Below are 25,786 nucleotides of genomic sequence, written 5' to 3' on the forward strand. Positions count from 1 at the left end.
AGAGAACAATGCGCGACGCGTACCACGAGGAACTCGACTCGATCGGCGACAGCCTGGTCGAGATGGCCCGGCTGGTCGGCTCCGCCCTCGGGCGCGCGACCACCGCGCTCCTCGACGCGGACCTGGCACTGGCGGAGAGCGTGATCGCCGCCGACGGCAAGGTCAACGACCTGCACCACGAGCTGGAGAACCGGGCGATCGACCTGCTCGCCCGGCAGCAGCCGGTCGCCACCGACCTCCGCATCGTCGTCACCTCGCTGCGGATGAGCGCCGACCTGGAGCGCTGCGGCGACCTCGCCCGCCACGTCGCCAAGGTCGCGCGGCTGCGCTACCCCGAGTGCGCCGTCCCGACCGACCTGCACGCGACCGTCCTGGAGCTGGGCCAGCTCGCCCAGCGACTGGTGGCCAAGGCCGGCCTGGTGATCGCCACCAAGGACGTCGACAAGGCGCTGGAGCTGGAGCAGGACGACGACGCGATCGACGCGCTGCACCGCGAGCTGTTCGCGCACCTCATCGACGAGCGCTGGCACCACGGCATCGAGACCGCTGTGGACGTCACCCTGGTCGGCCGCTACTACGAGCGCTTCGCCGACCACGCGGTGTCGGTGGCCAAGCGCGTGGTGTACCTGGTGACCGGCGAGCACGTGAACGAGTTCGTCGCCGCCTCCGAGGCCGCCGCCCAGCTCGACTGACCTCCCGGCCGGGAGCCGTCGGAGACGGCGCCCGGCCCCCGGGACGGGTAAACCCCGGCCGAGGGTGGTGGGGAAGCACGCGAGCGTCGACTCCCCACCACCGCGCGCCCGTTGACGCTTCCTCCGGTCGGCGGTTTCACTCGATCCCGAGGGCACCGAAGCGTGCCCGTCAGAAGGAGGGGTCCGCGCGATGAAGGCACACCCGACCGGCCCGGCATCGGCTCCCGACACCGTAGAACCGCCCACCCCCGGGCTGCTTCCCGTCCTCGCCGCCGGTTGCGGCTGCGGGCCCGGCTGCGGCTGCGGCTGCCAGTCCGGCGCGCCCTGCCAGTGCGGCGGGGCCGACGGCGGCTGCTGCGGCCACTGAGAGGCGCTCGGCCCGTCCGCTCCGCCGGACCCGTCCCGGTGCCGCCGCGGAGCTCCGGGGCGCGCGGCCGCCGTGGGAGACGGCCGCGCGCCCCGGACTCCTCACCGCCGGGACGCCGACGGGGTCCACCGGAGCGACCGGAACGACCGGCGTCAGAACCTGACGTCGGTGCAGGAGTAGAAGGCGTTGCCGGTGTCCGCGATCTCCCAGACCGCGACCACCACCTGGTGCCCGGTCCGGCCGCTCGGCAGGGTCGCGGTGTGGCTGAGGGTGCTGGGCACCTGCGTGCCGTTGTAGGGGACGTTCAGGAACGGGGTCGACTCCAGGTTCGCCCGGGTGACCTTCTGGGTGGCGTCGTAGCCCGCCTTGGTCAGGTAGTACTTGAAGCCGGTGGTGGCGTGCCGGGCGGTGAACTTCCAGGTGAAGGTGAGCCGTTGGCCCGCCGAGACGGCGGTGGTCGGCCAGGCGCCGCCGCGCGGGTCGTCCAGTTCGGCGAACCGGCTGTTGCCGCCGGCGCAGATCGCGCCGTCGGCCGGACCTCTGCTCGGGAAGCCCTTCGGCCCCTCGACGCTCTGCGGCTCCCACTGGATCGCGCCGCAGTCCTTCACGGTGCCCGCCGCGCACAGCGCGGCCCGGCTGGGCGGGGTGCTGATGTAGCCGTGCGACTGGGCCGGCAGGGCGACCGCGACCGGCACCGACAGGGCGGCGATCACGGCTCCGACGACATGACGTGTGCGCATGGTGCTCCTCCGTGGGGGTGGATGGAGAGTCCGCCGAGCGCGGACACGCGCGCGTGGGGGCTTGGCATGCCTGCGCCGGGTCGGTGCTCACACGGTAGGAGCCGCCACCGGGGCCGTCAATGGTCTGAACCACTTTTGCGGCACGCCGAACTCCTCCCCACCACAGGGGAGTTGGGCCCAGTCGGCCTACAGCTGACAGAACGCCGCCGCGGCGTCGTCGCTCGCCTTGAAGCGGGGCCACCGCAGCCCCTCGGGGTCCGTCGCCTCGACCGTCCGGACCGCCGCGATCAGTCCGTCCGCACCGCCTTCCCGGAGGGTCGCGAAGACCTCCGTCCACGACGCGGCGCGGTACTCGGTGACGAGCCTGGACACGCCGTCCGACATGACCGCCGCCGCGGTGATCCCGGCGAGCGGCACCGTGCCCGTCAGCGCGTGGTGCGCCGCCCCGCCGTCGGAGCCGGCCACCCAGTAGCCGCCCGCGGTGTTCCGGGTGAGCCGTTGGGCCGCGACCATCCGGCGGACGGCCTCCGTGTGCGCGGGCGTCCCGGTGGGGAACCGCTCGGCCTCGGCGCGGAGTTCGGGCACCGTGGCGTCCACCCGCAGATCGGTGACCAGCTGGTGGCCGTCGGCGCGCTCGAAGACGATCGGCGAGTCCGCCAGGACGAGGTAGTCGAACCCGTCGGCCCCGGCCCGCAGGACCGAGACCGTCGCCGAGGGCGTCCCCGGGTTGCCGAGGTCGCAGCCGGGATGGAGTGCGGCGACCTGGTCGAGAGCCCGGGCCAGCCCGTCCGCCGGCGTCCGGCCCGGCTCGGCCAGCGCGGCCATCAGATGGCCGCCCAACTGGGCGACGTACCAGGGGACGCCGTGCCGGCAACCGGTGTCGAGCCCGGCCGTGCTCAGGCCGTCCAGGACCACGGCGAGCGTCGGCGTGGCCGCCACCCAGTCCTCGTTGGGGTTCGGGCCGCCGGGGGCGGTGGCGATGGAGACGCGCATCTCGGACCTCGTGTCGATGGATCGGAGTGGTTCCGCGGCCCGCCGGGGCCGACGGCCCGCGGACGGCCCGGCGACATTCCCGGGACCCCGGGAATGCCAACGGCCCCGCACCGGCGCCGAACGCGCGGGTGGGGGGCCGTAGCGGCAAGCGGCTTACTTCTTGCCCTGGTTCTTGACCGCCTCGATCGCGGCCGCGGCGGCGTCCGGGTCGAGGTAGCGGCCGCCGGGGACGGTCGGCTTGAAGTCGGCGTCCAGCTCGTAGACCAGCGGGATGCCGGTCGGGATGTTCAGGCCCGCGATGTCGGCGTCCGAGATGCCGTCGAGGTGCTTGACCAGCGCGCGCAGGCTGTTGCCGTGGGCGGTGACCAGCACCGTCCGGCCCGCGGCGAGGTCCGGGACGATCGCGTCGTACCAGTACGGCAGCATCCGCTCGACGACGTCCTGGAGGCACTCGGTGCGCGGACGCAGCTCGCTCGGGATCCCGGCGTAACGGGCGTCGCCGGCCTGCGAGAACTCGGAGTCGTCGGCCAGCACCGGCGGCGGGGTGTCGTACGAACGGCGCCAGAGCTGGAACTGCTCCTCGCCGAACTCCGCCAGGGTCTGGGCCTTGTCCTTGCCCTGGAGCGCGCCGTAGTGCCGCTCGTTCAGGCGCCAGCTGCGGCTGACCGGGATCCAGTGGCGGTCGGCCTTGTCCAGGGCGATCTGCGAGGTGCGGATCGCGCGGCGCAGCAGCGAGGTGTGCAGGACGTCCGGGAGGTAGCCCTCGGCGGCGAGCATCTCGCCGCCGCGCGCGGCCTCCTTCTCGCCCTTCTCGTTGAGGTCGACGTCGACCCAACCGGTGAACAGGTTCTTCTGGTTCCACTCGCTCTCGCCGTGGCGGAGCAGGATGAGTCGGTACGTCGTGTCAGCCATGGCGCCCAGCTTAGTGGAGCCCGATAAAACCCCTGGTGGGCGGACCCCCTGACAGGTAAGGTGTGCATCGCATCAGTGACACTTACCTTCCCGCCGAGCGGTCCTGCCCGCGTGCTCGGCGGTCGGCCGCCTGCCCGGGAGCCCCCACATGCCCGTTTCCGTCCCAGCTCGTGCGGTCGGAGCCGTCGTCGAAGCCATGAGCGGACTGCCCCGGCAGTTCTGGTGGCTCTGGACCAGCACCCTGATCAACAAGCTGGGCGCGTTCGTGGTCACGTTCCTGGCACTCTACTTGACCACCGAGCGGGGCTACTCGGCCTCCTACGCGGGGCTGGTCGCCTCGCTGTTCGGCCTGGGCTCGGCGATCGCCTCGCTCGTCGCCGGGGTGCTGAGCGACCGGATCGGACGGCGGCCGACGCTGGTCGCCGCGCAGCTCGGTACCGCGCTGTTCACCGCGGTGCTCGGCTTCACCGACGGCCAGGTGGCGATCGCCGTGGTGGCCTTCCTGGTCGGCTTCTGCAACAACGCGACCCGGCCCGCCACCTCGGCGATCATCGCGGACATCGTGCCCGCCGAGGACCGGGTCCGCGCCTTCGCCCTCAACTACTGGGCGATCAACATCGGCTTCGGCCTCTCCGCGGCGGCGGCGGGCCTGATCGCCACCCACGGCTACCTCACGCTCTTCCTGCTGGACGCGCTCTCCACGGTGATCTGCGCGGTGGTCATCTTCGTCCGCGTCCCCGAGACCAGGCCCGCCGCACCCGCCCCGACCGCGGACGGCCCGAAGGCGCCGCCGGCGATCGGCCTCGTCACGGTCTTCCGGGACGCCCGCTTCATGGCGGTGGTGGTGCTCAACCTGCTGCTCGCCCTGGTCGCCCAGCAGGGGTCCACCACGCTGGCGGTGGACATGGGCCGGTCCGGCATCACCTCCACCCAGTACGGCCTGGTGATCGGCCTCAACGGCCTGCTCATCGTGGTGCTCCAGATCCCGCTCACCCGGTGGATGGAGAGCCGGGACCGGACGGCGCTGCTCGTCGCCAGCGCGCTGTTCATCGGCTGGGGCTTCGGGCTGACCGCGCTGGCCGGCACCTCGGCGTGGTTCTACGCCCTCACCGTCGCGGTCTGGACGCTCGGCGAGATCCTGAACGCGCCGACCATGATGGGCCTGGTCGCCGAGCTGTCGCCGGCCGAGGCGCGGGGGCGCTACCAGGGCGTGTACTCGCTCTCCTGGTCGCTCGCCTCGTTCCTCGGGCCGGCCGCGGGCGGGGTGCTGCTGGAGCGGGCCGGCAGCGAGGTGATGTGGGGGGCGTGCGCGGTGCTCGGCACGGTCGCCGCGGGCGGGTACGTCCTGCTCGGCCGACGGCCGGGGGCCGCGCTGGCGAAGTCGGACGTGGTGGGCGCGGGCGCCAGGGCCGGGGCCGAACCCGAGCGGGCCGCGGCGGGCTGAGCTACTCCGGGGCGGACGCCGCGTCCGGCACGGACGCCGGTTCCGGCACGGGACCGGCGAGGTGGGCGAAGGCCGCCAGGTTGCGGGTCGACTCGCCCCGCTTGGTGCGCCACTCCCACTCCCGCCGGATCGCGGTGGCGAAGCCCAGCTCCAGCAGGGTGTTGAACGGCTCGTCGGCGTTCTCCAGCACCGTGCCCAGCAGCCGGTCCACGGTGTCCGGGGTCAGCGCCTCCAGTGGCAGCCGACCCGCCAGGTAGACGTCCCCGAGCCGGTCGACCGCGTACGCCACGCCGTAGAGGCGGGTGTTGCGCTCCAGCAGCCAGCGGTAGACGGCCTCGTGGTTCTCGTCCGGTCGCCGGACCACGAAGGCGTTGACCGAGAGCGTGTGGTCACCGATCCGCAGGGCACACGTGGTGCTCAGCTTCCGGGTGCCCGGGAGCGCCGCCACCAGGGTGTACGGGTCGGCGGGGGCCGGTTCCCAGGGCACCCCGGCCTCGTCCAGGGCGGTGCGCAGGAGGGTCAGGGCCTCGTCCTTGGTGCGGAATGCCATGGGGCTGACGTTACTCGGGGGTACGGCCGCGCGCAGCAGCGCCCGCCGGGACCGGCGTCCCAACCGCGCGCGAGCCGCCCCGGCCGCTCAGGCGAGCAGCCTGCGGGCCCCGGTCAGCCGACCGGCCGGCCGGGCCAGGGTGCCGGCGTACACCTCGGCGGTGGTCGCGGCCGCGGTGTCCCAGCCGAACCCGGCCGCGTGCCGCGCCGCCGCGCCGCCGCGCCGGACCACCAGCTCCGGATCGACGACGTACGGCTCCAGCGCCCGCGACCAGTCCGCGGGGTCGTGGCCCTGCACCAGGGTGCCCGTGACACCGTCCCGGACGGCGACCGGCAGGCCGCCCACCGCGGCCGCGACCACCGGTGTGCCGCACGCCTGCGCCTCCAGCGCGACCAGCCCGAAGGACTCGCTGTACGAGGGCATCACCAGCGCGGTCGCGGCCCGGTACCACTCGGCGAGCATCGCCTGGCCGACCGGCGGGTGGAAGCGCACAACGTCGCCGATGCCCAGCTGGGCGGCCAGCTTGTGCAGGCTCTCCGGACGGGCCAGGCCGGTGCCGGACGGCCCGCCGACCACCGGCACCACCAGCCGCTCGCGCAGCTCCGGACGCCGCTCCAGCAGCACCGCGACCGCGCGCAGCAGCACGTCCGGGGCCTTCAGCGGCTGGATCCGCCCGGCGAAGAGCAGCACCGCCGCCCCGGCGGGCAGTCCCAGCCGGGCCCGGGCGGCACGGCGGGCCTCCGCCGTGCCCGGGGCGCCCGCCCCGCCGGGGCGGAAGACGTCCAGGTTGACACCGGGGTGGACCACGGCCAGCTGCTCGGGGCGGGCCGCGTAGAAGCGAGCGAGCTCGGCGGCCTCCTCGGTGGTGTTGGCGATCAGCCGGTCCGCCGCCTCCACCACCTGGCTCTCGCCGATCACCCGGGCCGCCGGCTCCGGGGTGTCGCCCTCGGCCAGCGCCGCGTTCTTCACCTTCGCCATGGTGTGCATGGTGTGCACCAGCGGGACGCCCCAGCGCTGCGCGGCCAGCCAGCCGACCTGGCCGGAGAGCCAGTAGTGCGAGTGGACCAGGTCGTAGTGGCCGGGCCGGTGACCGGCCTCGGTGCGCAGCACCCCGTGGGTGAAGGCGCACAGCTGGGCCGGCAGGTCCTCCTTCACCAGGCCCTCGTAGGGGCCGGCCGTGACGTGCCGCACCAGTACGCCCGGGGCCAGCTCCACGGTGGGCTCGTCGTCCGAGCAGATCGACCGGGTGAAGACCTCGACCTCGATGTTGAGCGCGGCCAGGCGCTTGGCCAGCTCCACGATGTAGACGTTCATGCCGCCCGCGTCGCCCGTGCCCGGCTGGTGCAGCGGGGAGGTGTGGACGCTGAGCATGGCTATCCGGCGCGGGCGGCGCCGGCCGGCCTGGACGAGCGACTGGAGCCGCCCGCGCGCGGGCGTGACCGGCTGGGCACGGCGTACCGAACGGACGGGGTGCTGGATCACCTGGCTGAAGCCTCCTCGTGTGCTGCCCGCCTCGCAGCCCTTGCCTGCTGCCTACTGCCTACTGCCTGCTGTCCGGTGTGCGCGCCGCCGCCCGGGCCGCCCGGCCGGAACGCCCGCCCCGGGCGCGCGCCGGCCTGCCGCCCGTCCGGGCGCACATCACCACCAGTCTGCCAACCACGCGATCGGTGACCGGCATTCCCGGGTCGCCGGACGAGATGGCTCGCGGGGGCCGGAGCCAGTCCCCGCCGGCCCGCTCCGGCTCCGCTCCCGGCCCGTTCCGGGCCCCGTCACGGGGCGCCCGCCGTCCGGTCGCGGTCCGGCCCGTACCCTGAGGGACATGGCCGCCTCCTCCTTCGATTCCGCGACCGCGCCCGCCCGCGGAGCGGCCCGGCGGCCGGTGGGCACCGTGACCCGGGGCACCACCAACACCAACCGGCTGCGGCGGATGGACCGCTGGATCGCCCACACGCTCGGACCCGCGCTGCGGGCCGCCGACCTCCCCCCGACCGCCGTCGACCTCGGGTACGGCGCCGCCCCGTGGACGGCGGTCGAGCTGTCCGGGCGGCTGCGGACGGTGCGGCCGGACGTCCGGGTGGTCGGGATCGAGATCGATCCGGCCCGGGTCGCCGCGGCGCTGCCGTACGCGGTGCCGCCGCTGCTGACCTTCCGGCGCGGCGGCTTCGAGGTCCCGCTGGACGGCGGCGCGTCCGCCCGGCTGATCCGGGCCGCCAATGTGCTGCGCCAGTACGACGAGGCCCAGGTGGCCTCGGTCTGGGAGCGGCTGTGCGCCCGGCTGTCCCCGGACGGGCTGCTGGTCGAGGGCACCTGCGACGAGATCGGCCGCCGCCACGTCTGGGTGGCGCTCGGCCCGGAAGGGCCCAGGACGGTCACCTTCGCGGCCCGGCTGGGTGGCCTCGAACGGCCGTCCGACCTGGCCGAACGGCTGCCGAAGGCGCTGATCCACCACAACGTGCCGGGCCGGCCGGTGCACGCGTTCCTCCGTGACTTCGACCGCGCCTGGGCCGCGGCCGCGCCCTACGGGGCGTTCGGCGCCCGGCAGCGCTGGGTGGCCGCCTGCACCGCGCTGGCCGGGGCCTGGCCGCTGGTGGACGCGCGCGGCCGGTGGCGGCAGGGCGAGGTCACCCTGCCCTGGACGGCCCTGGCGCCCTAGGCGGCGCGACCGGGGCCGCGAGCGAGTCCACGGATTCACTCGAACGAGTTATCGAATATCTCTGGCGTGTTGACGCCCCGTCACGCCACCATGGGAGCACCGGTCAGCACTTCACTCCTGCCCCACCAGCCCCAGCTCCCGTCCGACGGCGGCGAAGACCTCGTACATCTCCGCCCCGAACAGCACGAAGCGCACCTCCTCGGGCCCGTCCTCGCGCTCCGCCAGCACCGCCGCGACGGTCCCGAGCGCGATCCTGGCCGCGTCCGGCGGCGGCCACCCGAAGATCCCGGCCGACACGGCCGGGAAGGCCACCGTCCGCGCGCCCAGCTCCGCCGCCACCCGGAGCGACTCGCGGTAGCAGGAGGCCAGCAGTTCCGCCCGCTCCTCGTACTCGTCCGCCAGATGGACCGGCCCCACGGTGTGCACCACCCAGCGGGCCGGGAGGTCACCGGCCGTGGTCGCCACCGCGCGCCCGGTGGCCAGCCCCCGCCCGTACCGTGAGGCCCGCAGCTCGCGGCACTCCGCCAGAATCCGCGCTCCGCCCCGGCGGTGGATCGCGCCGTCCACCCCACCGCCGCCCAACAGTGAGGAATTGGCGGCGTTCACCACCACGTCCACCTGCTGCGCCGTGATGTCACCCTCGACCAGGGTGATCCGCGTCACCATCCCACAACCCCTCTTCCGACCCGGTCCGGCGCCCGCCCCACGGGCCACCGCTCGCTTCCCCGCCCCGTCCGTCACACTGCCACCGGCATGGCACGAGCCACAACGGCGCCGGTCGGCCGAAGAAATCCCCGGAGATCACGTTATGGTCGCGAGAAGTTCCCCGACGCAGGGTGCCGAGCGGGCACTGCGGACGGACCTCGGCCGTTACGCACTCGGGGAGAGGGAGGATCAGCCGATGCCCGCAACGGGAGACGGGCGGGCACCTGGTGCCACCGACTCGCCGGGCGCTCAGGGCGGCGCCCGTCCCGGGCACGCCCAGAACCGGCCCGCCCCCGACGCCCCCGCCCGCGGATCCGCCGCCGATCGCGCCGCCCATCGTGCCCCCGAACGGGCCCCGACACCGGAACAGCACCCGGCCCGACCGCCGGAACGCCGGGCGGACCGACGGTCGGCCCGCCCCGCCAACGCCTCCGCGCCGATACCCCACCCCCGGTCGAAGGCCACCGGCGGCCCGGCGGCGGCGCCGTCCACCGGACCGGCCGTTCCCCCCGCCACCGCCCCGCTCAAACTGCTCGTCATCGAGGACGACGCCACCGACGCCCAGCTGCTCAAGGCCGCCGTGGCCGACAGCGGCGCCCCGATCGAGATCCACTGGACCCGCGGCCTCGACCAGGCGTTCGGGCTGCTCGCCCCCACCCCCTCCGGCTCCCGGCGCACCCGGTCGCGCGGCGGCGACCCCGGCCGCAACAGCGACTTCAGCTGCGTCCTGCTCGACCTCGCCGCACCCGCCGACCTGCCGCACCCCTCGGACCCGTCCGACGGCCTGGAGGGCCTGCACGAGTTGCTCCGCCGGGCCCCGCACACCGCCGTCGTGGTGCTCACCGACGCCGCCGGCGCCGAACTCGGAGCGGCCGCCGTGGCCGCCGGCGCCCAGGACTTCCTGATCAAGAACGAGACCGACGGCCCGCTGCTGGCCCGCGCGCTGCGGTACGCCGTCGAACGCAAGCGCGCCGACGAGTCCCAGCGCCGGCTCGTCGAGGCCGAGCTGCGCGGCCAGGAGAACGCCCGCCTCCAGCGCCATCTGCTGCCCACACCACTGCTCGACGGCGCCAACCTCTCCTTCACCCGCCGCTACCGGCCCGGCCGCCGCCGCGCCCTGCTCGGCGGCGACTTCTACGACGCGGTCCGCACCGACGACGGCACCGTCCACGTGGTGATCGGCGACGTCTGCGGTCACGGCCCCGACGAGGCCGCGCTCGGGGTGGCCCTCCGGATAGCGTGGCGCACCCTGGTCTTCGCCGGCCTCACCGGCGAGACCCTGCTGACCACCCTCCAGCACGTCCTGGAGCACGAGCGGCGCAGCGACGAGATCTTCGCGACGCTCTGCATGCTGATCATCGAGCCGGCCGACGACGGCACCCCCGGTGCGGTCGAACGGGCCCGGCTCTACCTCGCCGGCCATCCCCCGCCGCTGCTGCTCGGCGACGGCCACACCCCGATCGGGCTCCCCGCCGAGCACGCCGGCCCCGCCCTCGGACTGCTCCCCTGCGACGACGGCCAGGCCGTCTGGCCGGCGCACACCTTCGAGCTGAACCGCGGCTGGCGGCTGCTGCTCTACACCGACGGGCTGATCGAGGGCCGGATCGGCGCCGGTTCGCGCCGGCTCGGCCAGGACGGCCTGGCCGAGCTGATCGGCGACCACCAGTCCGCCGGGCTCACCCGGGGCCGGCTGGTGGACAGCGCGATCGCCGAGGTCGAGGAGCTGAACGGCGGCGCCCTGACGGACGATGTCGCGGTGCTGCTGCTGGAGCGCAACCCGGTGCAGCTGATCCTGGGCTGACACCCGGCCCCGGCCGCGGGCAGCACGGAGCCCCGGCGCCCGGACGGTGGACCCGCCGGACGCCGGGGCTCGGCGCAGTCCCTGCGAACAGTGCCCGTCAGCGGGCCGTCAGCAGACCGTCACCAGGGTCCGTACGGCCCCATGTTGCGCTGGTCGCCCCGGCCGCCGCCCCGGTTGGTGAGCGCGCGGATCGCCGGGCGGACGTCGACCACGTAGACGATCGCGGCGACCAGGCCCCCCAGGGTGAGGAAGCTGGTCATGAAGTTGGCGCCGAAGAGCAGGTCCAGACCGAACGCGACACCGAGGATCGCCAGCCAGAAACCCTTGGTCTTCTTGTCGGCCGCCCGGTACCCGTCCTCCGGGCGGGTCGCGGCGTCGACCAGCGCGAACAGCTTGTAGCCCAGGATGGCGACGGCCAGCCACCAGAACGGGTTCAAGTAGTCCAGGATCAGAATCTGGGCCACTCCGCCCATCACGGCCTCCTCTGCGTCTCGCTGCGGCACACCTGCCCGTCCATCCTGGCACGGCGCACGGTCCACCACGGGGTCAAACGGCCCGGCGGCACCCGACGTGCCCCGGGGTGCCGGAACCCCGGCCCGGTCCGGCCGGGGTTACTCCGCGCTCTTGCGGGCCCGGCCGCGCTTCGGGGCCACCGGCGCCTCGTCCTCGACCAGCTCGCCCTCGACCAGCTCGCCGGCCTCGGCCGACTCCGCGTCCACCCGCTCCGCGACCGCCTCGCCCGCGTCGGCGTCGGTGCCACGGCCCCGGTCCACCGCGACCTTGCCGCGCTCGGCCAGCTCGTCGTAGGTCTCCTTGGCCTTGACCGCCAGCTCGACGGCGCGGCCGACCTGCTGGAGGGCGAAGGTCTGCGCCTTCTCCTGCAGCGCCTTGAGGTCGGTCGGCAGCGCGGTCACCGTGCCGCTGACCTTGGCCTGCGCGTCGACCAACCGGGCCTGGGCCTCGGCCAGCGCGGCGGTGGCCTTCTCCTGGGTGCCCTTGCGGTCGGCCGCGAGCGCCTCGACCCGGCCCGGTACCTCGCGCAGCTTCTCGTAGGCGAGTTCCCCGGCGCCGGCGAGGGCGTAGAGCGGGGTCGGGTCGGTCAGGGTCTTCTTGATGTCGTCCGTGATCGGCATGGCCGGTCCTCCCGTGGTGTTTAGGGTGCCTCGCCCCGGTGCTCGTCCGTGCTCCCGGCCGGGTCCGCCGCCGGATCCGTCACCGGGTCCGCGCCGGACGGCCGCCCGGCGGCGTTCTCCTTGAGGAAGGCGTCGTAGACCGCGAGCAACGCCTGCTTCTGCTGCTCGTTGATCAGCGGATCGGCCAGGATCGAGGCCCGAAGCTCCAGGCCCTCCCCCCGCCGTTCCTCCAGGATCCCGGCCTGGACGTAGAGCGTCTCCGCCGAGATCCGCAGCGCCTTCGCGATCTGCTGCAGGATCTCCGCGCTCGGCTTGCGCAACCCGCGCTCGATCTGGCTGAGGTACGGGTTGGACACACCGGCGGCCTCCGCCAGCTGCCGCAGCGAGTACTGCGCATTGCGCCGCTGCTCGCGGATGTACGCGCCCAGCGGGCCGACGTTCAGTGAGGCCATGCGAACACCCTGCCCCACCGCGCTTGCAATTGCAAGCACCGTGCTAGCACCAGCAAACACCCGGACCGAACAGGAGGCGGACGAGGTCAGGCGGGAAGGCGGACCGGCATCAGGACGGAGAAGGTGCCGGGGCGGTCGGCGGCGCGGACGGCGAGGGGGGTGATCGGGCCGCCGAGTTCGAGGAGCAGTTGCCCCGGGGCGTCGACCGGGAGGGCCTCCAGGAGGAAGTCCCGGTTGACCGCCACCCGGAGGGCATCGTCCGCCCCGTCGGTCCCGGTCCCCGGGGCGGCGACGGCGAACCGGCCCTCGCCGTCGACGGTCAGCAGGGTGACCTCGCAGGCCGCGCCGTGCGGTCCGGACGGCAGGCTGCTGGTCGCGGCGGACACAAGCGCCGCGCGCAGCTCGGCGGCAGGCAGCCCGATCCGGTGGACCGGCTCCAGCCGGACGAGGGGCCGGTAGTCGGGGTAGTCGTGGTCGAGCGCGGCACCCTCGATCCGGTGGCCGCCGACCGTGACACGCACCGCTCCGGCGCCGAGCACCAGTTCCACCGCCCCTGCCGCGGAGCCGAGCAGCGCGCGGACGGCGTCGGCCAGCGCGACCGGCACGACGGCCGACGCGGCAGCGGGCTCGACGGACACCTCGGACTCCACGGGCACCTCGGCCAGGGCGATCCGGTAGCGGTCGGTGGCGACCAGGCGCAGCAGACCACCGTCGAGGTCGAACAGCACACCGGACAGCACCGGCAGCTCGGGGTCGCCGCCGACGGCGAAGCGGACCGCGTCCAGGGCTTCGGCCAGCTCGCCGGCGGGGACGGTGAAGCGGTACTCGGCGGGGGTCGTGGTCATGGGGCTCTCCCTCTGGTCGATCAACCGGCGGATCAGGGAGAGTTCGCGGCGCGCGTCGGCGAGGCCGTCCTCCAGTCGACGCAGGTGCTCGTCCACCACCCGCCGGGCGGCGCCGCTGCCGGGGGCCGCGCCGAGCACGGCCCGGATGTCGGCCAGCGGCAGGCCCACCCGGCGCAGCCGGGCGAGCAGCCGGGCGTCGGCCAGCTGTCCGGGGGCGTACCAGCGGTAACCGGTGCGCGGGTCGACCCGGGCCGGGGCGAGTACCCCGGCGCCGTCGTAGAACCGCAGGGCACTGACGCTCAGACCGCTGTCGCGGGCCAGTTCGCCGATGCTGCGCAGGTCGCTCTCCATGCCGGAGACTCTGCGGCCTCGACCGGGTCGAGGGTCAAGCGGACCCGGCGGAGACTCACCCGCGATCAGTGGTTGAACTTTGAACGAGTCGGGTCTACAGTGGAGACATCAAGTTGAAGCCTAAACAAATGGCTTCGAACCCGAGGAGGAGCCATGGGCCTGTTCAACCGCACCAAGACCACCGACACCGCGACCACCGCCGTCGCCGTCGCCGAGAACCCGGCCGGCCAGGACCTCGGGCTCGGACACCTGACCGGCGACTGGGCCATCGACACCACCCACAGCGAGATCGGCTTCGCCGTCCGCCACGCGATGGTCACCAACGTCAAGGGCCGCTTCACCGAGTACGAGGGCAAGCTGCACCTGGACGGCACCACCCCGACCAACTCGCGCGCCGACCTGGTGATCAAGGTCGCGAGCATCGACACCAACCAGGCCCAGCGCGACGAGCACCTGCGCACCAGCGACTTCTTCGCCGCCGAGAGCTTCCCGGAGATGCGCTTCCGCAGCACCGCCGCCGAGCGCGTGGGCGACGAGTCCTACCGGATGAGCGGCGAGCTGACCATCAAGGACGTCACCCGCCCGATCACCCTGGACCTCGACTTCACCGGCCACGCCGTCGACGCCTACGGTGCCGACCGGGTCGGCTTCGAGGGCAAGGCCGTCCTGGACCGCACCGACTGGGGCCTGACCTACAACGCGGCGCTGGAGACCGGCGGCGTGCTGATCGGCGAGAAGGTCAAGCTCACCTTCGACATCTCCGCCGTGAAGGCGGCCTGACCCGGCCGACCTCGGCCGCGGGCCCTGCGGCCCCCGACAGCGGCGGGCGCGCGTGTCGACCCCCGGGCCGACCGCCCGCCCGCGCCCGACTCCGCCCCTGCCGACCCCCGAGCGGCAGGGGCGGAGTCCTGTCCCGCCACAACAACCCGCCGCGGCACGGTGATTCCTGATCCGGCGGTTCCGCCCGGCCGCCCCGTCAGCGGGCAGGAGAAGACCTAGGGCGCCAGCAGCGCGGCGTCCGGCGCCGGCAGCCAGCTGCCCACCGGGCGGCGCAACCAGCCCTCGGCCGAGCCGAGTTCGGCCGCGGCTGTCAGCAGTGCGGTCAGTCCGGGATGCCGCAGCTCCGGGCGGTGCACCAGACTCACCAGACTGAGCGGCACCGGCTCGACCAGCGGCACGTTCACGGCGCCCGGCAGCACCGGACCGCCGACGGTGGTCAGCATCGGATCACCGTGCCGGGCCAGGTAGCGGGCCGTCTCGTCCACCCCCACCGGCGGGACCCTTGGCGGCGCCGCGGCCAGGCCGTGCTCCTCCAGCAGCCGCCGGCCGAGGTCGGCCCACTCGGTGGTCGCCGGATTGCCCGCGCAGATGTCGACCGGATGCCCGGCGAGTTCCGCGAGCCGCAGCGCCGGCCGTCCGGCCAGCGGGTGACCCGAGGACATCATCACCGAGACCGCCTCCAGCCTGACCGGGCGCTGGGCGAGTCGGGCCCGGGCCCGGGCGGGCAGTCCGGCGTAGCGGCCGAACGACACGTCCAGCCGATGGGCGAGCAGTTCGGTGGCCGCGGCCGCCAGGCCGCCGTGGAAGCGGGCCAGCAGTTCGCCCTCCGGCCAGGCGGCGCGCGCCCGTTGGAGCAGCCGGTCGCTGGTGAGGTCCGGGCCGGTGACATCGCTGTTGAGGTCGAGCAGCAGCGGCCGCTGCGCCACGCCGGTCAGGATCTCGTCGTGCAGGGCCAGCAGCCGGCGGGCCTTGGGCAGCAACCCGTGCCCGGCCGTGGTGAGTTCGACGCTGCGCGTGGTGCGGACGAACAGCGTGTCGCCGAGCAGCCGTTCCAGCGTCCGGACATCCCGGCTGAGCGCCTGCTGCGCCACGTGCAACCGCTCCGCGGCGCGGCCGAAGTGCAGCGTCTCGGCGGTCGCTACGAAGCCGCGCAGCAGGCGGGGGTGCAGGTCGTGGGGCATGGCGGCAGGCTAGCAACGCGCGGACGGCCGGGCGGGCGGAGGCGGTCGGAGGCCGCGCCCGGCCCTGACCAACAGCACTTTGTTGTGAATGCGGCGGAACAGGTGTTGGACCGCGCGCGGGCGGCGGCCCGAGGCTGGAGCCCTCCCTCTCTCCTCCTTCCCCCGGAGCCCCATGCTCGCCCCGTACCGACGCCTGTTCACCCGGCCCGGCACCGTCGCCTTCACCCTGACCGGGCTGCTCGCCCGGCTCTCGATGTCGATGACCGGTGTCTCCCTGGTGGTGCTGATCGCCGAACGGCGCGGCTCCTACACGCTCGCGGGCACCGTCGCCGCGGCCGGACTGGGCGCCGTGGCGGTCGGCATGCCGCTGATCGGCCGGCTCGTCGACCGGTTCGGGCAGTCCCGGGTCACCGTCCCGGCGGTGCTGTACAACCTGGTGCCGCTGTCCGGGCTACTGCTCTGCGTCCGCCTCGGCGCGCCCGACTGGACGCTGTACCTCTGCTGGGCGGCCGGGGCCGCGATGCCGAACCTCGGCGGCATGGCACGGGCCCGTTGGGCGCACCTGCTCCGCGACGCGCCGGACGACCGGCACCTCGCCAACTCCCTCGAACAGGCCCTGGACGAGCTCTGCTTCATGGCCGGACCGGTGCTCGGCATGGTCCTGTGCACCACGGTCGCCCCGGAGGCCGGGATGCTCGCCGCCGGCGGGGCCGGCGCGGTCGGGGCACTGCTCTTCGCGGCCCAGCGGCGGACCGAACCGCCGACGGCGGACCGGCCCGAGTCCGCCGTAGCCGCCAAAGCCAAAGCCGACGCCGACGCCGACGCCGACGCCGACGAACCACGCTCGCCGCTGCGGGTCCCCGCGCTCCGGGTGCTCGCGCTGACCTTCCTCAGCACCGGCATGGTCTTCGGCGCGCTCGACCTGACCACCGTCGCGTACGCGGACGCGCTCGGGAACCGGCCGGTCGCGGGCGGACTGCTGGCCCTGGTGGCTGCCGGTTCCTGCGTGGCGGGGCTGGCGTTCGGCACCCTGCGGCCGACCGGCCCCGCGGGTACCCGTTTCCTGCGGGGCGTGGCGGCGATGGCGGGGCTGCTGCTCCTGCCGCTCGCCGCCGGGCTGGGCGGCGCGGGGCTCGCACTGCTCGGGGCGACCCTGTTCGCGGCCGGCACGGGCACCGCGCCGACCATGGTCACCGGCATGACGCTGATCCAGGAACTCCTGCCCCGGCGGCAGTTGAACGAGGCGATGGCGATCGCGGTGTCCGGAATCATGATCGGGATATCGACCGGCTCGGCGCTGGCCGGCGCGCTCGCGGAACACGCAGGCCCCGGCGCGGGGTACTGGATCCCGGCGGGGGCGGCGGCGCTCGCCCTGCTGATCGCTCTCGCGGGCCGCCGCCACCTGAGGACCGCGTCCCGCGTCCCGGACCTGTCGGCTCCCGAATCCACTGTCAGTGCCACGCGCTAGCTTTCGGGACATGACGACGGCGAGGACCATCGACTACGTCCGGGGCGATGCCACGGCGCCCCTGGGCAAGGGGGTGAAGGTGATCGCGCACGTCTGCAACGCTCCGCCCCGAGCCGAAGGGGCGCGCCGGTGCCGAAAGGGAGGCGCGACGGAGCGACGGTGGGGGCACCTCCCGGCCGAAGGCTTGGGGCGAGCGAGGGAGCAACGACCGTCGGCACCGGATCAGAGCGCCCCGGAGGCGAGCGGGCGAACAACTGCGGGTGGGGGAAGGGCTTCGTGCTGGCCGTCTCGCGGCGCTGGGCCGGGCCGGAGGCGGCGTACCGGCGGTGGCACCGGGAGCGCGCGGGGAACGACTTCGGGCTGGGCGCCGTGCAACTGGTCCGGGTGGCGGAGCACCTCTGGGTGGCCAACCTGGTCGGCCAGCGCGGCATCCGGACGGGCCGCTCGTCCGGGCCGCCGGTGCGGTACGAGGCGATCGACACCGCGTTGGCGACCCTCGGCGGGCACGCGTTGGACCTGGGCGCCTCGGTGCACATGCCGAGGATCGGCTGCGGACTGGCGGGCGGGCGCTGGGAGTCGGTGGAGCCCCTGGTGCGGGCCCGGCTGACGGACCGGGGGGTGCCGGTGACGGTCTACGACCGCGACCGACCGGCCGGCGCGACGGCCGACCAGGTGTACTCGTACTCGGGCAGTGTGTGACCACCGGGGAAGACGCCCTGCCCGGCCGCGGTGCGGCGGCCGCCGGCCCGCTCGTAGAAGGCGATCGCGCGGGTGTTGGCCCGCAGTACCTCCAGGTAGAGGTCGGCCCCGGGGTGCTGTCGGGCGACATGGGCGCGGGCCGCGTCCAGCAGGTCCCCGCCGATCCCGGCGCCGGTCAGCCCGGGGCGGACGTGCAGGTTGTCGAGCAGCACCCGGCCGTCCGGCATCGGGACCAGGTAGGCGAATCCCACGGTGTCGCCCGCCCGTTCGGCGATCAGCAGTTCGGGGGTCGCCTCGGGGGCGCCGTAGTCGACGGTCAGCCGCAGTTCCCAGATCTCACGCCGCTCGCCCGCCAGCCCGTCGCCGAGGGCACTGTCGGGAACGATGCCGGTGTACGCGCTGCGCCAGCTGGCGGCGTGCAGCGTGGCGACGGCCTCGGCGTCCCGGGCGCTCCCCCGGCGGATGGTGGTGATCACGGAACGAGCCTCTCATTCGGCCTGAACGCGTTCAAGCCCGGTCCGAAGTCATGGCATGCTTTTGAACGCGTTCGAAGAGATTCGAAGAGAGTTCACGGAGAACGGCGCCGTGTCGGCACCGGATGCGGAGGGGGCATCCGGTGCCGTCCGGGCCGACACCACCGGAGGCTGGGCCGATCGGGCTAGGCTCGGGGCGTGGACGACCTGGCAGCGACGAACGGCCCGAGCGCGACGAACGACGGCGGCGGCACCGACAGCGGCGGCGCCGACGGCGCCCCCTCGGCGCCCGCCGAGACCCGCGGCAGCCGCGCCCGGCCGAAGACGGACAAGAGCGAGCAGACCCGGGCCCTGATCCTGGAGACCGCGATGCGGCTCTTCCAGGAGCGCGGCTACGAGAAGACCACCATGCGCGCCATCGCCGCCGAGGCGGGTGTTTCGGTCGGAAACGCCTATTACTACTTCTCGGCGAAGGAATTCCTGATCCAGGGGTTCTACGACCGGATGACGTACGACCACGCGGCGGACGCCAGGAATCGCATGGCCCACACCCGGGACTTCGCCGAGCGCCTGGAGATCGCGCTGGTCTCCTGGCTGGACACGGCGGCCCCGTACCACGAGTTCGCCGCCCAGTTCTTCCGCACGGCCGCCGACCCCACCAGCGCGCTGAGCCCTTTCTCCAACGAGTCGCACCCGGCCCGGGCCACCGCGGTCGCGCTGTTCCGCGAGGTGCTGGAGGGCTCGGACCTGGCACCGAAGCTGGACGCCGAACTGGTCGAGCTGCTGCCCGACGTGCTCTGGCTGCACCTCATGGTCGTCGTCCTCTACTGGGTCTTCGACCGGACCGAGGACACCGGGCGGACCCGGGAATTCGTCCACCGGTCCACCCCCATGGCGGCCCGGGTGATCAACCTCTCGCGCTACCGGGTGTTCCGGCCGATCGTCCGCGACGCCAAGGGGCTCATCCAGGACTTCATCCTTCCCACCATCGGGAAGACCGCCGTCAAATAGCGGGAGGACAGAGGGAAAGGCCGACCCGCCGAAAACGGGCCGGCCTTCCCCGGTCGTGCGGCCCGATCAGAATCCGTCGATGTTCCAGGGCGCCAGCGGCGTGCGGAACAACAGGTCCGCGGCCGCCGCCGCACCGGGGCGCAGCTCCGTGACCCGCCCGGCCACGGCGAGCCGCGGCAGCGTCTCGCCGCCCAGGTAGAGCGCGCCCAGCGCCGAGGCGTCCAGCGCCAGATCGGGTTCGTCGGCCGTCCGGACGCAGCGGCCGGTGCCGTCGGCGGCGACCTCGAACGCCCAGCGGCCCGCGACGTAGCCCGCCGGGTCGTCGACCTCCAGCACCGCGCGGCCGGCCGCGCCGTACGTCCGCGCGTTGAACGCGGCCTCGATGTCGAGGATCCGCAGCCACATGTAGTCGGCGTTGTCGGCGTGCGGCGTCGCGGCCCGCGGGTCGTTCAGCAGCATCGGCAGCGGGTCGTCCTGGCCGACGTTCTCGGCCACGACCGTGCGGACCCAGTCGATCGAGCAGACGAACCGCCACAGCTCGGTGGCCGCGGCCCGGTCGAGGGCGAACAGGTCCGAGAGGGTGAGCGTGCAGTTGGGGTACGAGCCGTCCCAGTTGTCGTCGATCCGGTAGACGGCCAGACCGGTCGGGGTGCCGTCGGCATCCCGGTGGACGGCCGCGAACGGCTCCTTCCAGTCGAAGCCGGGCACCTCGACCTCGCCGGTGATGCGCTGCCAGGTCAGCTCGTCGCGGGCGATCGCACCGGCCTGGGTGACCCGCCAGCGGTCGAACAGCTCGGGGCCGAGCTTGCGCAGCTCCGCCATCTCCACCAGGTCGATCCGCCCGCCGGGCACGGTGGGCAGACCGTCCCGCAGACCTCCGGCCCGGAGCAGGTCGATGTTCCAGCCGTGGCCCCGGGTCGCGGGGCCGAAGCCGTAGCGGCCGTAGATGTTGTACTCGGCGGCGATCAGGATCGCGACCGCGGTGCCGCGCTCCCGGGCGGCCGCGAGGTCCGCGGTCATCATCCGGCGGAGCAGCCCGCGCCGGCGGTGGGTGGCGGTCACGGTGACGGCGGTGATCGCGTCGGCCGTGACGACCGCGCCGCCGGGGACGGTCAGCTCGGTGTCGAAGCTGCGGAAGGTGGCCACGAACCGGCCGTCGACCGCGGCCCCGACCATCCGGTCCGGCTCCCACTGCCGGCGGCGGAACTCCGCCGCCGAGCCCACGTGCGCGCGCAGGAAGCCCTTGGCGAGCGCCCGGTCCCACGCCTCGACCTCGCCCTCGCCGATCGCGCGGATCTCGATCCCGTCACCCGCGTCGGCCCGCTCCCCCGGTCGGCCGCTGCCCGGCTCCCTGGTCCCGCCGTACGTCTCGTTGCCCATCCGCCCACCGTACGGCGGGGTTTCGGCGACGGCATCCGATTTATTCCGGCCCTGGACCCCGCCCCTGACGGGTCGCCCGGCACCCCGGCTCCCACCGCGGCCCGCCAGCGAAATCCCGGTGCGGAACGCCCCGGGCCCGCGGAACACCGGCCCGGGTGATCGTGACGCAGCCCGTGCTGGACCACTGGGACTCCGACGGCCTCGACCTCTGGCCGGTCGCCGAGGCCGACCCGCACCTGACGCCGCACAGCCGGGCGGCGGCCGGTCAGGGGCGGGCGTAGAAGTCGGGGGTGCCCATGATCCAGAGGCTGGCCTTCTTGATCGGCATGCCGACGCGTGGTGCCTCGATCATCTGGTCGTCGCCGATGTAGAGGCCGACGTGGTGGATGTCCGCGGCGCGCCCGGTGGCGGTCCAGAAGACCAGGTCACCGGGGCGCAGCTGGCGGTAGGTGACCGGGGTGGACTGCGCGTACTGGTCGGCGGCGAAGTGGTTGAGCCGTTTGCCGCCCTCGCGCCAGGCCATCATGGTCAGCCCGGAGCAGTCGTAGCCGGCCGGGCCCTCGCCGCCCCAGATGTAGGGCAGGCCGATCCTGGCGCGGGCGTAGGCCACGGCGGAGGCCGCGCCCTCGGCGGACCAGGGCTGTCCGGCCGGGGGTGCGGCGGCGGCCGGGCCGGTCTTCGCCGGGGTGGCGGCGGCCGCGGAAGCGGAAGCCTTCTCCGCCTTCTCCGCCTCCGCCTTCTCCGCCGCGGCCAGCTCGGCGGCGGCCCGTTCCGCCGCCTCGCGTTCGGCGGCGGCCTTCTCGGCGGCCGCGCGCGCCGCCGCTTCGGCCTCGCGGGCCGCGATCGCCTCCAGCGCCTCGCGCCGCTGCCGCTCCAGTTCGACCGTGGTGTGGCGGGCGGCCGCCAGTTCGGTGAGCAGCCGTTCGCGCCTCAGGGCGGTCGCCGCGACCTGGTTCTGCTGGTCGGTCAGCCGGGCCTCGGCCTGTTCCCGGGCGGTGGTGACCGCCGTGGCGGCGCGTTCGGCGGCCTCGGTCGCGGTACGGGCGGCGGCGGCGGCCCGGCCGGCCTCGGCGGCCGTGGAGACGGCGGCGTCGAGGATCTGCCGGGAGCGGTCGCTGGCGATCCCGACCACGGCGGCCCGGTCGCCGGCCTCGCGCGGGCCGTGTGCGCCGAGCAGGGCGTTGATCGCGGAGAGTTCGGCGCTGGTGCCCTGCCGGTACGTTTCGGCGGCCAGGGCCGCGGCGTCCTCGGAGGCGGTGGAGCGTTCGACCTCGGCGGCCGCCGACCGGGCGGCGGCGGCGGATTCCTCTGCGCGGGCGCGGGTGAGGGCCAGTTGGGCGCCGTTGTACGCCTCGACGGCCTGTTCGGCGGTCCGGGCGGCGGTGTCCAGCTCGGTCCTGGCGGCGGTGAGGCCGGCCTCGATCGCGGCGACCGAGCCGGCCGTGGCGTCGGCCTCGGCCCGGGACCGGTCGATCTCCTCGACGGAGGGGTAGGTCTCCGCCCCCGGAGCACCCGGAGCACCCGGAGCACCCAGGGTCCCCAGGGCCCCCGGCGCCCCGGCGGAACCCGCGGAACCGGGCCCGGACGGTTCCGCGGCGACGCTGGGCTCGCCCGGCTCCTTCGGGGCGGCGGCCGCGACGGGGAGCAGCCCGAGCAGGACGGTGAGGGACAACAGGAGGGTCGGCAGGAATCTGCGCGCCACGATTCATCCCTTCGAACGGTCACGAGGGAGCGGCCGCGCGCCCGCGCCGCGGTGGGGCCCGGGCGGGTGACGGGGCCGGGGCGGCGGGCGCCGGCAGATGCGGCAAAGGCTCCCATTCCGTGACAAGACGGTCACTACCCGCCATGTTCTCAAGCGGGGCGGGTTTCACACCTCAAGCCCGCACCGCCGGCCGGGTGACCATCCGATGATCCGACCGTGAAGCGCTCCCAACCGGGCGGCCAGGGTATGCGAACTAACGGCTCATCCGACGCGTATGCGTCCGCAACCAGCGGTGTCGCCCCGGACGGAGGGGCTGCCCGGTCGGCCGGACGGCGTACGTCCGGCCCCGGCCGGCCCGAACGGTTCGGCGGCGGCGCTGGGACCCGCCCCGCGGCCCCGCCTGATCGGCCGCACCGTCGTAGCCGCCCTGCCCGCCGTACGCCGCCCCGCCGTACGCCGCACCGTTCCCGGCGGCGCCCCCGTTGCCGTTCGCCCCCGCGGTCCGGTGGCTGCCCGACGGGTGCTCCCCGCCCGCCGCCGAGCGCCGGTCGGCCAGCCGCGCGGAGCGCCGGGACAGCGCCCGGGCGGCGTGCGCGTCCAGGTGGGCACTGGCCCGGGCGGCCATCCGCTCGGCCACCCGGTGGGCGGCCGGGTGGTTGGCCGACACCTTGTCCGGCGCCCCGGCGATCAGATCGAAAAGCCAGGTGCGGGCGATGTCCGCGCGCCGGTGCAGACGACGCTCGCGCCGGAGTGCCCGGGCCCGGCGGCGCGGGCGCCCCGCGTACCGCCAGCGCGCCCAGGGGCTGCTCGGCCGGGCCAGCCGGATCGCGCCCACCCAGGAGAGGCCGGGCACCATGATCCCGAGCAGACCGGTCCACATCTTGCCCTTGAGCAGGGTGACCACCATCGCCAGCGCGTTCACCGAGATCACCGTGACCAGGCCCCATCGGGTCTCCCCGGTGGGCTCGGCGCCCAGCGGCACGTAGCCGACCAGCAGCAGACCGGTGAAGAGGATGCCGAAGATCACCGCGTCCACCGACTTGCGGCCCTGCTCGCTCCAGTAGACGTCGTCCAGGTGCAGGATCAGCGCGAACTCGTCCAGCACCAGACCGCAGCCGATGCCGAAGAGCAGGCCGAAGAGGTCGATCCACGGGTGGCCGCCGTAGGTGGCGAACACCCCGATGCCGCCGACCAGCAGGAAGCCCAGGCCGAAGACCATGTGGTGGATGTGCAGCCCGCCGGGCGTCACGTTGCCGGGCCACCAGCGGACCTGGGCCCTGATCATCCGCACGCTGAACCGGATGAAGACGAACGAGGTGATGAACCCGACCAGCAGCAGGAACAGCGGTTGCTTGTGCGCGCCGACGATGTGCTCGCGGTAGCCGTCCAGCAGTGTGGTCATGCGTCTTACCTTCGTTCCTGGTGCTGCGTGCGGTCTGCCACGACATGGCCCGGAGGCCAACGATCGGCGTCAGAACCCGCGCGTGCGCTTGGCCGCCCGGCGCGGGATCACCGGTGCGAGCGACGGCCGCTCGACCCCGACCGGGAGCTTCATGAAGAGCCGGGCGATCTCCCCGCCCAGGTTCACCCCGATGGCGAGCGCCAGGGCGATCGCCGCGGCCCTGGTGATCTGGACCAGGCCGCCGCTGGGGTGTCCCTGGGCGAACGACAGCATGCCGAGGTAGAGCGCCGAACCGGGCATCAGCGGCCCGATCGCGGCGGTGACGTACGGCAGCGCGGAGCCGTTGCGGTAGCGCGCCATCAGCTGGCCGAAGAGGCCGACCAGGCCGGCCGCGACACCGGTCGCGACGATCGGCGAGAGCTGGGCGTTGTAGGCCAGCACCCCGTAGCTGGCCCAGCCGATGCCGCTGTTCAGGGTGACCAGGGCCAGCGAGCGCCGGTCGGTCTGCAGCAGCATCGCGAAGGCGCAGGTCAGCACCAGCGCCGCGACCATCTGGACCGGCGGGTAGCTGTTCCCGACCAGGGACTCGTCCGGTTTCAGCTTCGCCTGGAAGCCGACCCCCAGGTAGAGGATCAGCATCACGCCGATGACGATGCCCGCCACCAGGTAGATGACTTCCAGCAGCCGGGCCGCGGCGGTGATGTAGAAGCCGGTCAGACCGTCCTGGACGGCGGCGACCAGGGCGCGTCCGGGCAGCAGCGCGAACAGTCCGCCGGTGATCACCACCGAGCCGCGCAGGCCCAGGTCGTTGAAGGAGAGCACGATGCCGGAGGCCGCGGCCGGCATCGCGGCCAGCACGAACTGGTAGAACTCCGGCAGTCCCCGACGGGCGATCAGCGAGGCCATCCGGTCGCCGAGCACGGCGGCGACGAAGGCGCTGAGGAAGACCAGCCACGCCTTGTCGTCGATCCGCCCACCGACCAGGAAGGTCGCCGCGCCGGCCAGCAGACCGGTGTTCAGGGCGAGCATCCAGGCCGGGTACGGGTGGCGGTTGCGGCGGATCAGCGCGAGCCGGCGGTAGGCGTCGTTGACGCTCACCCGCTCGGCGGTGATGTCCGCGACCAGCTCGTACACCGCGTTCAGCCGGGTGTAGTCGGAGGTGCGGCGGCGCACCACCCGGTCGGCGGTGATCGGCGGCTCGACCAGCGAGGGCTGGTGCGAGATCCCGATCAGGGTGAAGGTGACCTGCGGCTCGCAGCGGTCCAGCCGGTAGGCGTGCGCGATGCCGAGCATGGCCGCCTCGACGTCCTCGGCGGCCTCGCCGCTGGCCAGCAGCAGTTCCCCGATGCGCAGGGTCAGGTCGAGGACACGCGGGACGTTGCGGCCGGCGGCGACCGAGGGGTGCAGCTCGCGGGCGGTCCGTTCGAAGGCCGGGCGCTCGGACATCGGGGTGCGCAGCAGGGTGCGCATCCGGTCCGGCCACGGCGCCTCTCCGGGCGCGCCGGGCTTGAGGGCGCCGACCGGGATGCCGAGCGGCGGGGTGTAGCCGGCGGCCCGCCACTCCTCGGGGGTGAGGGTGTCCTCGGCCACCGAACGGCGGCGGCGCCCCTGCTCGGCCGACCCGGCATCGACCGGTGTCCCGGCCGCGGGCGACCCGCCGGACGGCACCGCGTCCGTCGGCGGGGCGTGGGGCTCCGGCTCGGGCTCCGACTCGGGGGCCAGCAGGCCCCTGGTCTCGGGCACGGGCAGGACGAGCGGGATCTCCACGGTCGGTTCGACGACCGGGGCGGGGCGCCCGAGCAGGCCCTCGGTGGGCGGCGCGTCGGACGGGTGGACCGGACGCGGCCCGGCGGCGGGCCGGGACTGCGGTCCGGGCGACCGGCCGCCCCGACCGCCCCTGGCCTTCTTGCCGCCGCCCGGCCGGCCCCGCTTCGGCACTTCCGCTCCTTGCCGCCCCTGGCGGTGCCGGTCCCCCGGGCCGCCGTTCGATCTCCGGATACACCATGCCCGATCGAACTGCCGGACGCACATGTACGGGGCGGCGGGCCCGGG

At 74.4% G+C, this 25,786-nt stretch carries 24 protein-coding genes and 1 pseudogene; 9 read left to right on the forward strand and 16 right to left on the reverse strand.

Annotation, left to right across the window (positions count from 1 at the left end):
- The first annotated feature begins 8 nt into the window (after nucleotides 1-8).
- Nucleotides 9-692 (forward strand): phosphate signaling complex protein PhoU, encoded by a 684-nt coding sequence (phoU, locus tag ACIQ9P_RS16900; protein WP_402355663.1) that lies wholly within the window; start codon nucleotides 9-11, stop codon nucleotides 690-692.
- A gap of 519 nt (nucleotides 693-1,211) precedes the next feature.
- Here phoU and ACIQ9P_RS16905 read toward each other — a convergent pair.
- The 3 genes from ACIQ9P_RS16905 to ACIQ9P_RS16915 all read right to left on the reverse strand — a co-directional run bounded on the left by ACIQ9P_RS16905 (nucleotide 1,212) and on the right by ACIQ9P_RS16915 (nucleotide 3,704).
- Complete coding sequence (locus ACIQ9P_RS16905) at nucleotides 1,212-1,799, reverse strand: lytic polysaccharide monooxygenase (protein WP_402355665.1); 588 nt, start codon at nucleotides 1,797-1,799, stop codon at nucleotides 1,212-1,214.
- 186 nt (nucleotides 1,800-1,985) lie between these two features.
- Nucleotides 1,986-2,792, reverse strand: coding sequence for a hypothetical protein (locus tag ACIQ9P_RS16910; protein WP_402355667.1), 807 nt, complete (start codon nucleotides 2,790-2,792; stop codon nucleotides 1,986-1,988).
- Between the two features lie 153 nt (nucleotides 2,793-2,945).
- Nucleotides 2,946-3,704, reverse strand: coding sequence for a phosphoglyceromutase (locus tag ACIQ9P_RS16915; protein WP_402355669.1), 759 nt, complete (start codon nucleotides 3,702-3,704; stop codon nucleotides 2,946-2,948).
- A gap of 196 nt (nucleotides 3,705-3,900) precedes the next feature.
- Between ACIQ9P_RS16915 and ACIQ9P_RS16920 the strand changes: the two genes are divergently transcribed.
- Nucleotides 3,901-5,148 (forward strand): MDR family MFS transporter, encoded by a 1,248-nt coding sequence (locus ACIQ9P_RS16920; protein ID WP_402355671.1) that lies wholly within the window; start codon nucleotides 3,901-3,903, stop codon nucleotides 5,146-5,148.
- Nucleotide 5,149: 1 nt separating this feature from the next.
- Here ACIQ9P_RS16920 and ACIQ9P_RS16925 read toward each other — a convergent pair whose 3' ends face one another.
- Both ACIQ9P_RS16925 and mshA read right to left on the reverse strand, forming a co-directional pair.
- Nucleotides 5,150-5,698: a YbjN domain-containing protein gene (locus tag ACIQ9P_RS16925; protein ID WP_402355673.1), complete on the reverse strand. Its 549-nt coding sequence runs from the start codon at nucleotides 5,696-5,698 to the stop codon at nucleotides 5,150-5,152.
- Nucleotides 5,699-5,785: 87 nt separating this feature from the next.
- Nucleotides 5,786-7,177: a D-inositol-3-phosphate glycosyltransferase gene (gene mshA, locus ACIQ9P_RS16930; protein WP_402355877.1), complete on the reverse strand. Its 1,392-nt coding sequence runs from the start codon at nucleotides 7,175-7,177 to the stop codon at nucleotides 5,786-5,788.
- 340 nt (nucleotides 7,178-7,517) lie between these two features.
- Between mshA and ACIQ9P_RS16935 the strand changes: the two genes are divergently transcribed.
- Nucleotides 7,518-8,351: a class I SAM-dependent methyltransferase gene (locus ACIQ9P_RS16935; RefSeq protein WP_402355675.1), complete on the forward strand. Its 834-nt coding sequence runs from the start codon at nucleotides 7,518-7,520 to the stop codon at nucleotides 8,349-8,351.
- 111 nt (nucleotides 8,352-8,462) lie between these two features.
- Here ACIQ9P_RS16935 and ACIQ9P_RS16940 read toward each other — a convergent pair whose 3' ends face one another.
- A complete protein-coding gene (locus tag ACIQ9P_RS16940) occupies nucleotides 8,463-9,014 on the reverse strand; it encodes an O-acetyl-ADP-ribose deacetylase (protein ID WP_402355880.1) in 552 nt (183 codons plus the stop codon).
- Between the two features lie 238 nt (nucleotides 9,015-9,252).
- Here ACIQ9P_RS16940 and ACIQ9P_RS16945 point away from each other — a divergent pair, with 238 nt between their 5' ends.
- Entirely contained in the window at nucleotides 9,253-10,857 is a 1,605-nt protein-coding gene (locus tag ACIQ9P_RS16945) for a SpoIIE family protein phosphatase (RefSeq protein WP_402355677.1), read from the forward strand.
- A gap of 119 nt (nucleotides 10,858-10,976) precedes the next feature.
- Here the strand turns inward: ACIQ9P_RS16945 and ACIQ9P_RS16950 are convergent, their stop codons facing one another.
- The 4 genes from ACIQ9P_RS16950 to ACIQ9P_RS16965 all read right to left on the reverse strand — a co-directional run bounded on the left by ACIQ9P_RS16950 (nucleotide 10,977) and on the right by ACIQ9P_RS16965 (nucleotide 13,638).
- The gene (locus ACIQ9P_RS16950; protein ID WP_030393714.1) at nucleotides 10,977-11,330 is read right to left on the reverse strand and encodes a DUF2516 family protein; all 354 of its coding nucleotides are present in this window, start codon (nucleotides 11,328-11,330) and stop codon (nucleotides 10,977-10,979) included.
- Between the two features lie 138 nt (nucleotides 11,331-11,468).
- Nucleotides 11,469-11,990: a hypothetical protein gene (locus tag ACIQ9P_RS16955; protein ID WP_402355679.1), complete on the reverse strand. Its 522-nt coding sequence runs from the start codon at nucleotides 11,988-11,990 to the stop codon at nucleotides 11,469-11,471.
- Between the two features lie 20 nt (nucleotides 11,991-12,010).
- Nucleotides 12,011-12,442, reverse strand: a complete 432-nt coding sequence (locus tag ACIQ9P_RS16960) for a helix-turn-helix domain-containing protein (RefSeq protein ID WP_402355681.1) — start codon at nucleotides 12,440-12,442, stop codon at nucleotides 12,011-12,013.
- An 86-nt stretch (nucleotides 12,443-12,528) separates the two neighbouring features.
- A complete protein-coding gene (locus tag ACIQ9P_RS16965; RefSeq protein WP_402355683.1) occupies nucleotides 12,529-13,638 on the reverse strand; it encodes a MerR family transcriptional regulator in 1,110 nt (369 codons plus the stop codon).
- A 153-nt stretch (nucleotides 13,639-13,791) separates the two neighbouring features.
- Between ACIQ9P_RS16965 and ACIQ9P_RS16970 the strand changes: the two genes are divergently transcribed.
- Nucleotides 13,792-14,418: a YceI family protein gene (locus tag ACIQ9P_RS16970; protein ID WP_402355685.1), complete on the forward strand. Its 627-nt coding sequence runs from the start codon at nucleotides 13,792-13,794 to the stop codon at nucleotides 14,416-14,418.
- Nucleotides 14,419-14,633: 215 nt separating this feature from the next.
- Here ACIQ9P_RS16970 and ACIQ9P_RS16975 read toward each other — a convergent pair whose 3' ends face one another.
- Complete coding sequence (locus ACIQ9P_RS16975; RefSeq protein WP_402355687.1) at nucleotides 14,634-15,599, reverse strand: LysR family transcriptional regulator; 966 nt, start codon at nucleotides 15,597-15,599, stop codon at nucleotides 14,634-14,636.
- Between the two features lie 172 nt (nucleotides 15,600-15,771).
- On the opposite strand from ACIQ9P_RS16975, the gene ACIQ9P_RS16980 reads away from it, so the two are divergent.
- Entirely contained in the window at nucleotides 15,772-17,067 is a 1,296-nt protein-coding gene (locus ACIQ9P_RS16980) for an MFS transporter (protein ID WP_402355689.1), read from the forward strand.
- A gap of 10 nt (nucleotides 17,068-17,077) precedes the next feature.
- Nucleotides 17,078-17,766, forward strand: a pseudogene (locus ACIQ9P_RS16985) (Appr-1-p processing protein).
- On the opposite strand, the gene ACIQ9P_RS16990 reads toward ACIQ9P_RS16985, so the two are convergent.
- Nucleotides 17,700-18,242: a GNAT family N-acetyltransferase gene (locus ACIQ9P_RS16990; protein ID WP_402355691.1), complete on the reverse strand. Its 543-nt coding sequence runs from the start codon at nucleotides 18,240-18,242 to the stop codon at nucleotides 17,700-17,702. The pseudogene ACIQ9P_RS16985 and the gene ACIQ9P_RS16990 overlap by 67 nt on opposite strands.
- Nucleotides 18,243-18,437: 195 nt before the next feature.
- On the opposite strand from ACIQ9P_RS16990, the gene ACIQ9P_RS16995 reads away from it, so the two are divergent.
- A complete protein-coding gene (locus tag ACIQ9P_RS16995; protein WP_402355693.1) occupies nucleotides 18,438-19,250 on the forward strand; it encodes a TetR family transcriptional regulator in 813 nt (270 codons plus the stop codon).
- Between the two features lie 66 nt (nucleotides 19,251-19,316).
- Here the strand turns inward: ACIQ9P_RS16995 and ACIQ9P_RS17000 are convergent, their stop codons facing one another.
- Nucleotides 19,317-20,630, reverse strand: coding sequence for a GNAT family N-acetyltransferase (locus tag ACIQ9P_RS17000; RefSeq protein ID WP_402355695.1), 1,314 nt, complete (start codon nucleotides 20,628-20,630; stop codon nucleotides 19,317-19,319).
- 155 nt (nucleotides 20,631-20,785) lie between these two features.
- Between ACIQ9P_RS17000 and ACIQ9P_RS17005 the strand changes: the two genes are divergently transcribed.
- Nucleotides 20,786-20,911: a hypothetical protein gene (locus ACIQ9P_RS17005; protein WP_402355697.1), complete on the forward strand. Its 126-nt coding sequence runs from the start codon at nucleotides 20,786-20,788 to the stop codon at nucleotides 20,909-20,911.
- Here the strand turns inward: ACIQ9P_RS17005 and ACIQ9P_RS17010 are convergent.
- The 3 genes from ACIQ9P_RS17010 to ACIQ9P_RS17020 form a co-directional block, all read right to left on the reverse strand.
- On the reverse strand, nucleotides 20,896-22,332 hold the full coding sequence (locus ACIQ9P_RS17010) for a C40 family peptidase (protein WP_402355699.1): 1,437 nt from the start codon (nucleotides 22,330-22,332) through the stop codon (nucleotides 20,896-20,898). The genes ACIQ9P_RS17005 and ACIQ9P_RS17010 overlap by 16 nt on opposite strands.
- Before the next feature lie 253 nt (nucleotides 22,333-22,585).
- Entirely contained in the window at nucleotides 22,586-23,734 is a 1,149-nt protein-coding gene (locus ACIQ9P_RS17015; RefSeq protein ID WP_402355701.1) for a hypothetical protein, read from the reverse strand.
- A 69-nt stretch (nucleotides 23,735-23,803) separates the two neighbouring features.
- Nucleotides 23,804-25,765, reverse strand: coding sequence for a threonine/serine exporter ThrE family protein (locus ACIQ9P_RS17020; RefSeq protein ID WP_402355703.1), 1,962 nt, complete (start codon nucleotides 25,763-25,765; stop codon nucleotides 23,804-23,806).
- Nucleotides 25,766-25,786 lie beyond the last annotated feature (21 nt).

Source organism: Kitasatospora sp. NPDC094019, from assembly GCF_044764505.1.
GTDB lineage: Bacteria > Actinomycetota > Actinomycetes > Streptomycetales > Streptomycetaceae > Kitasatospora.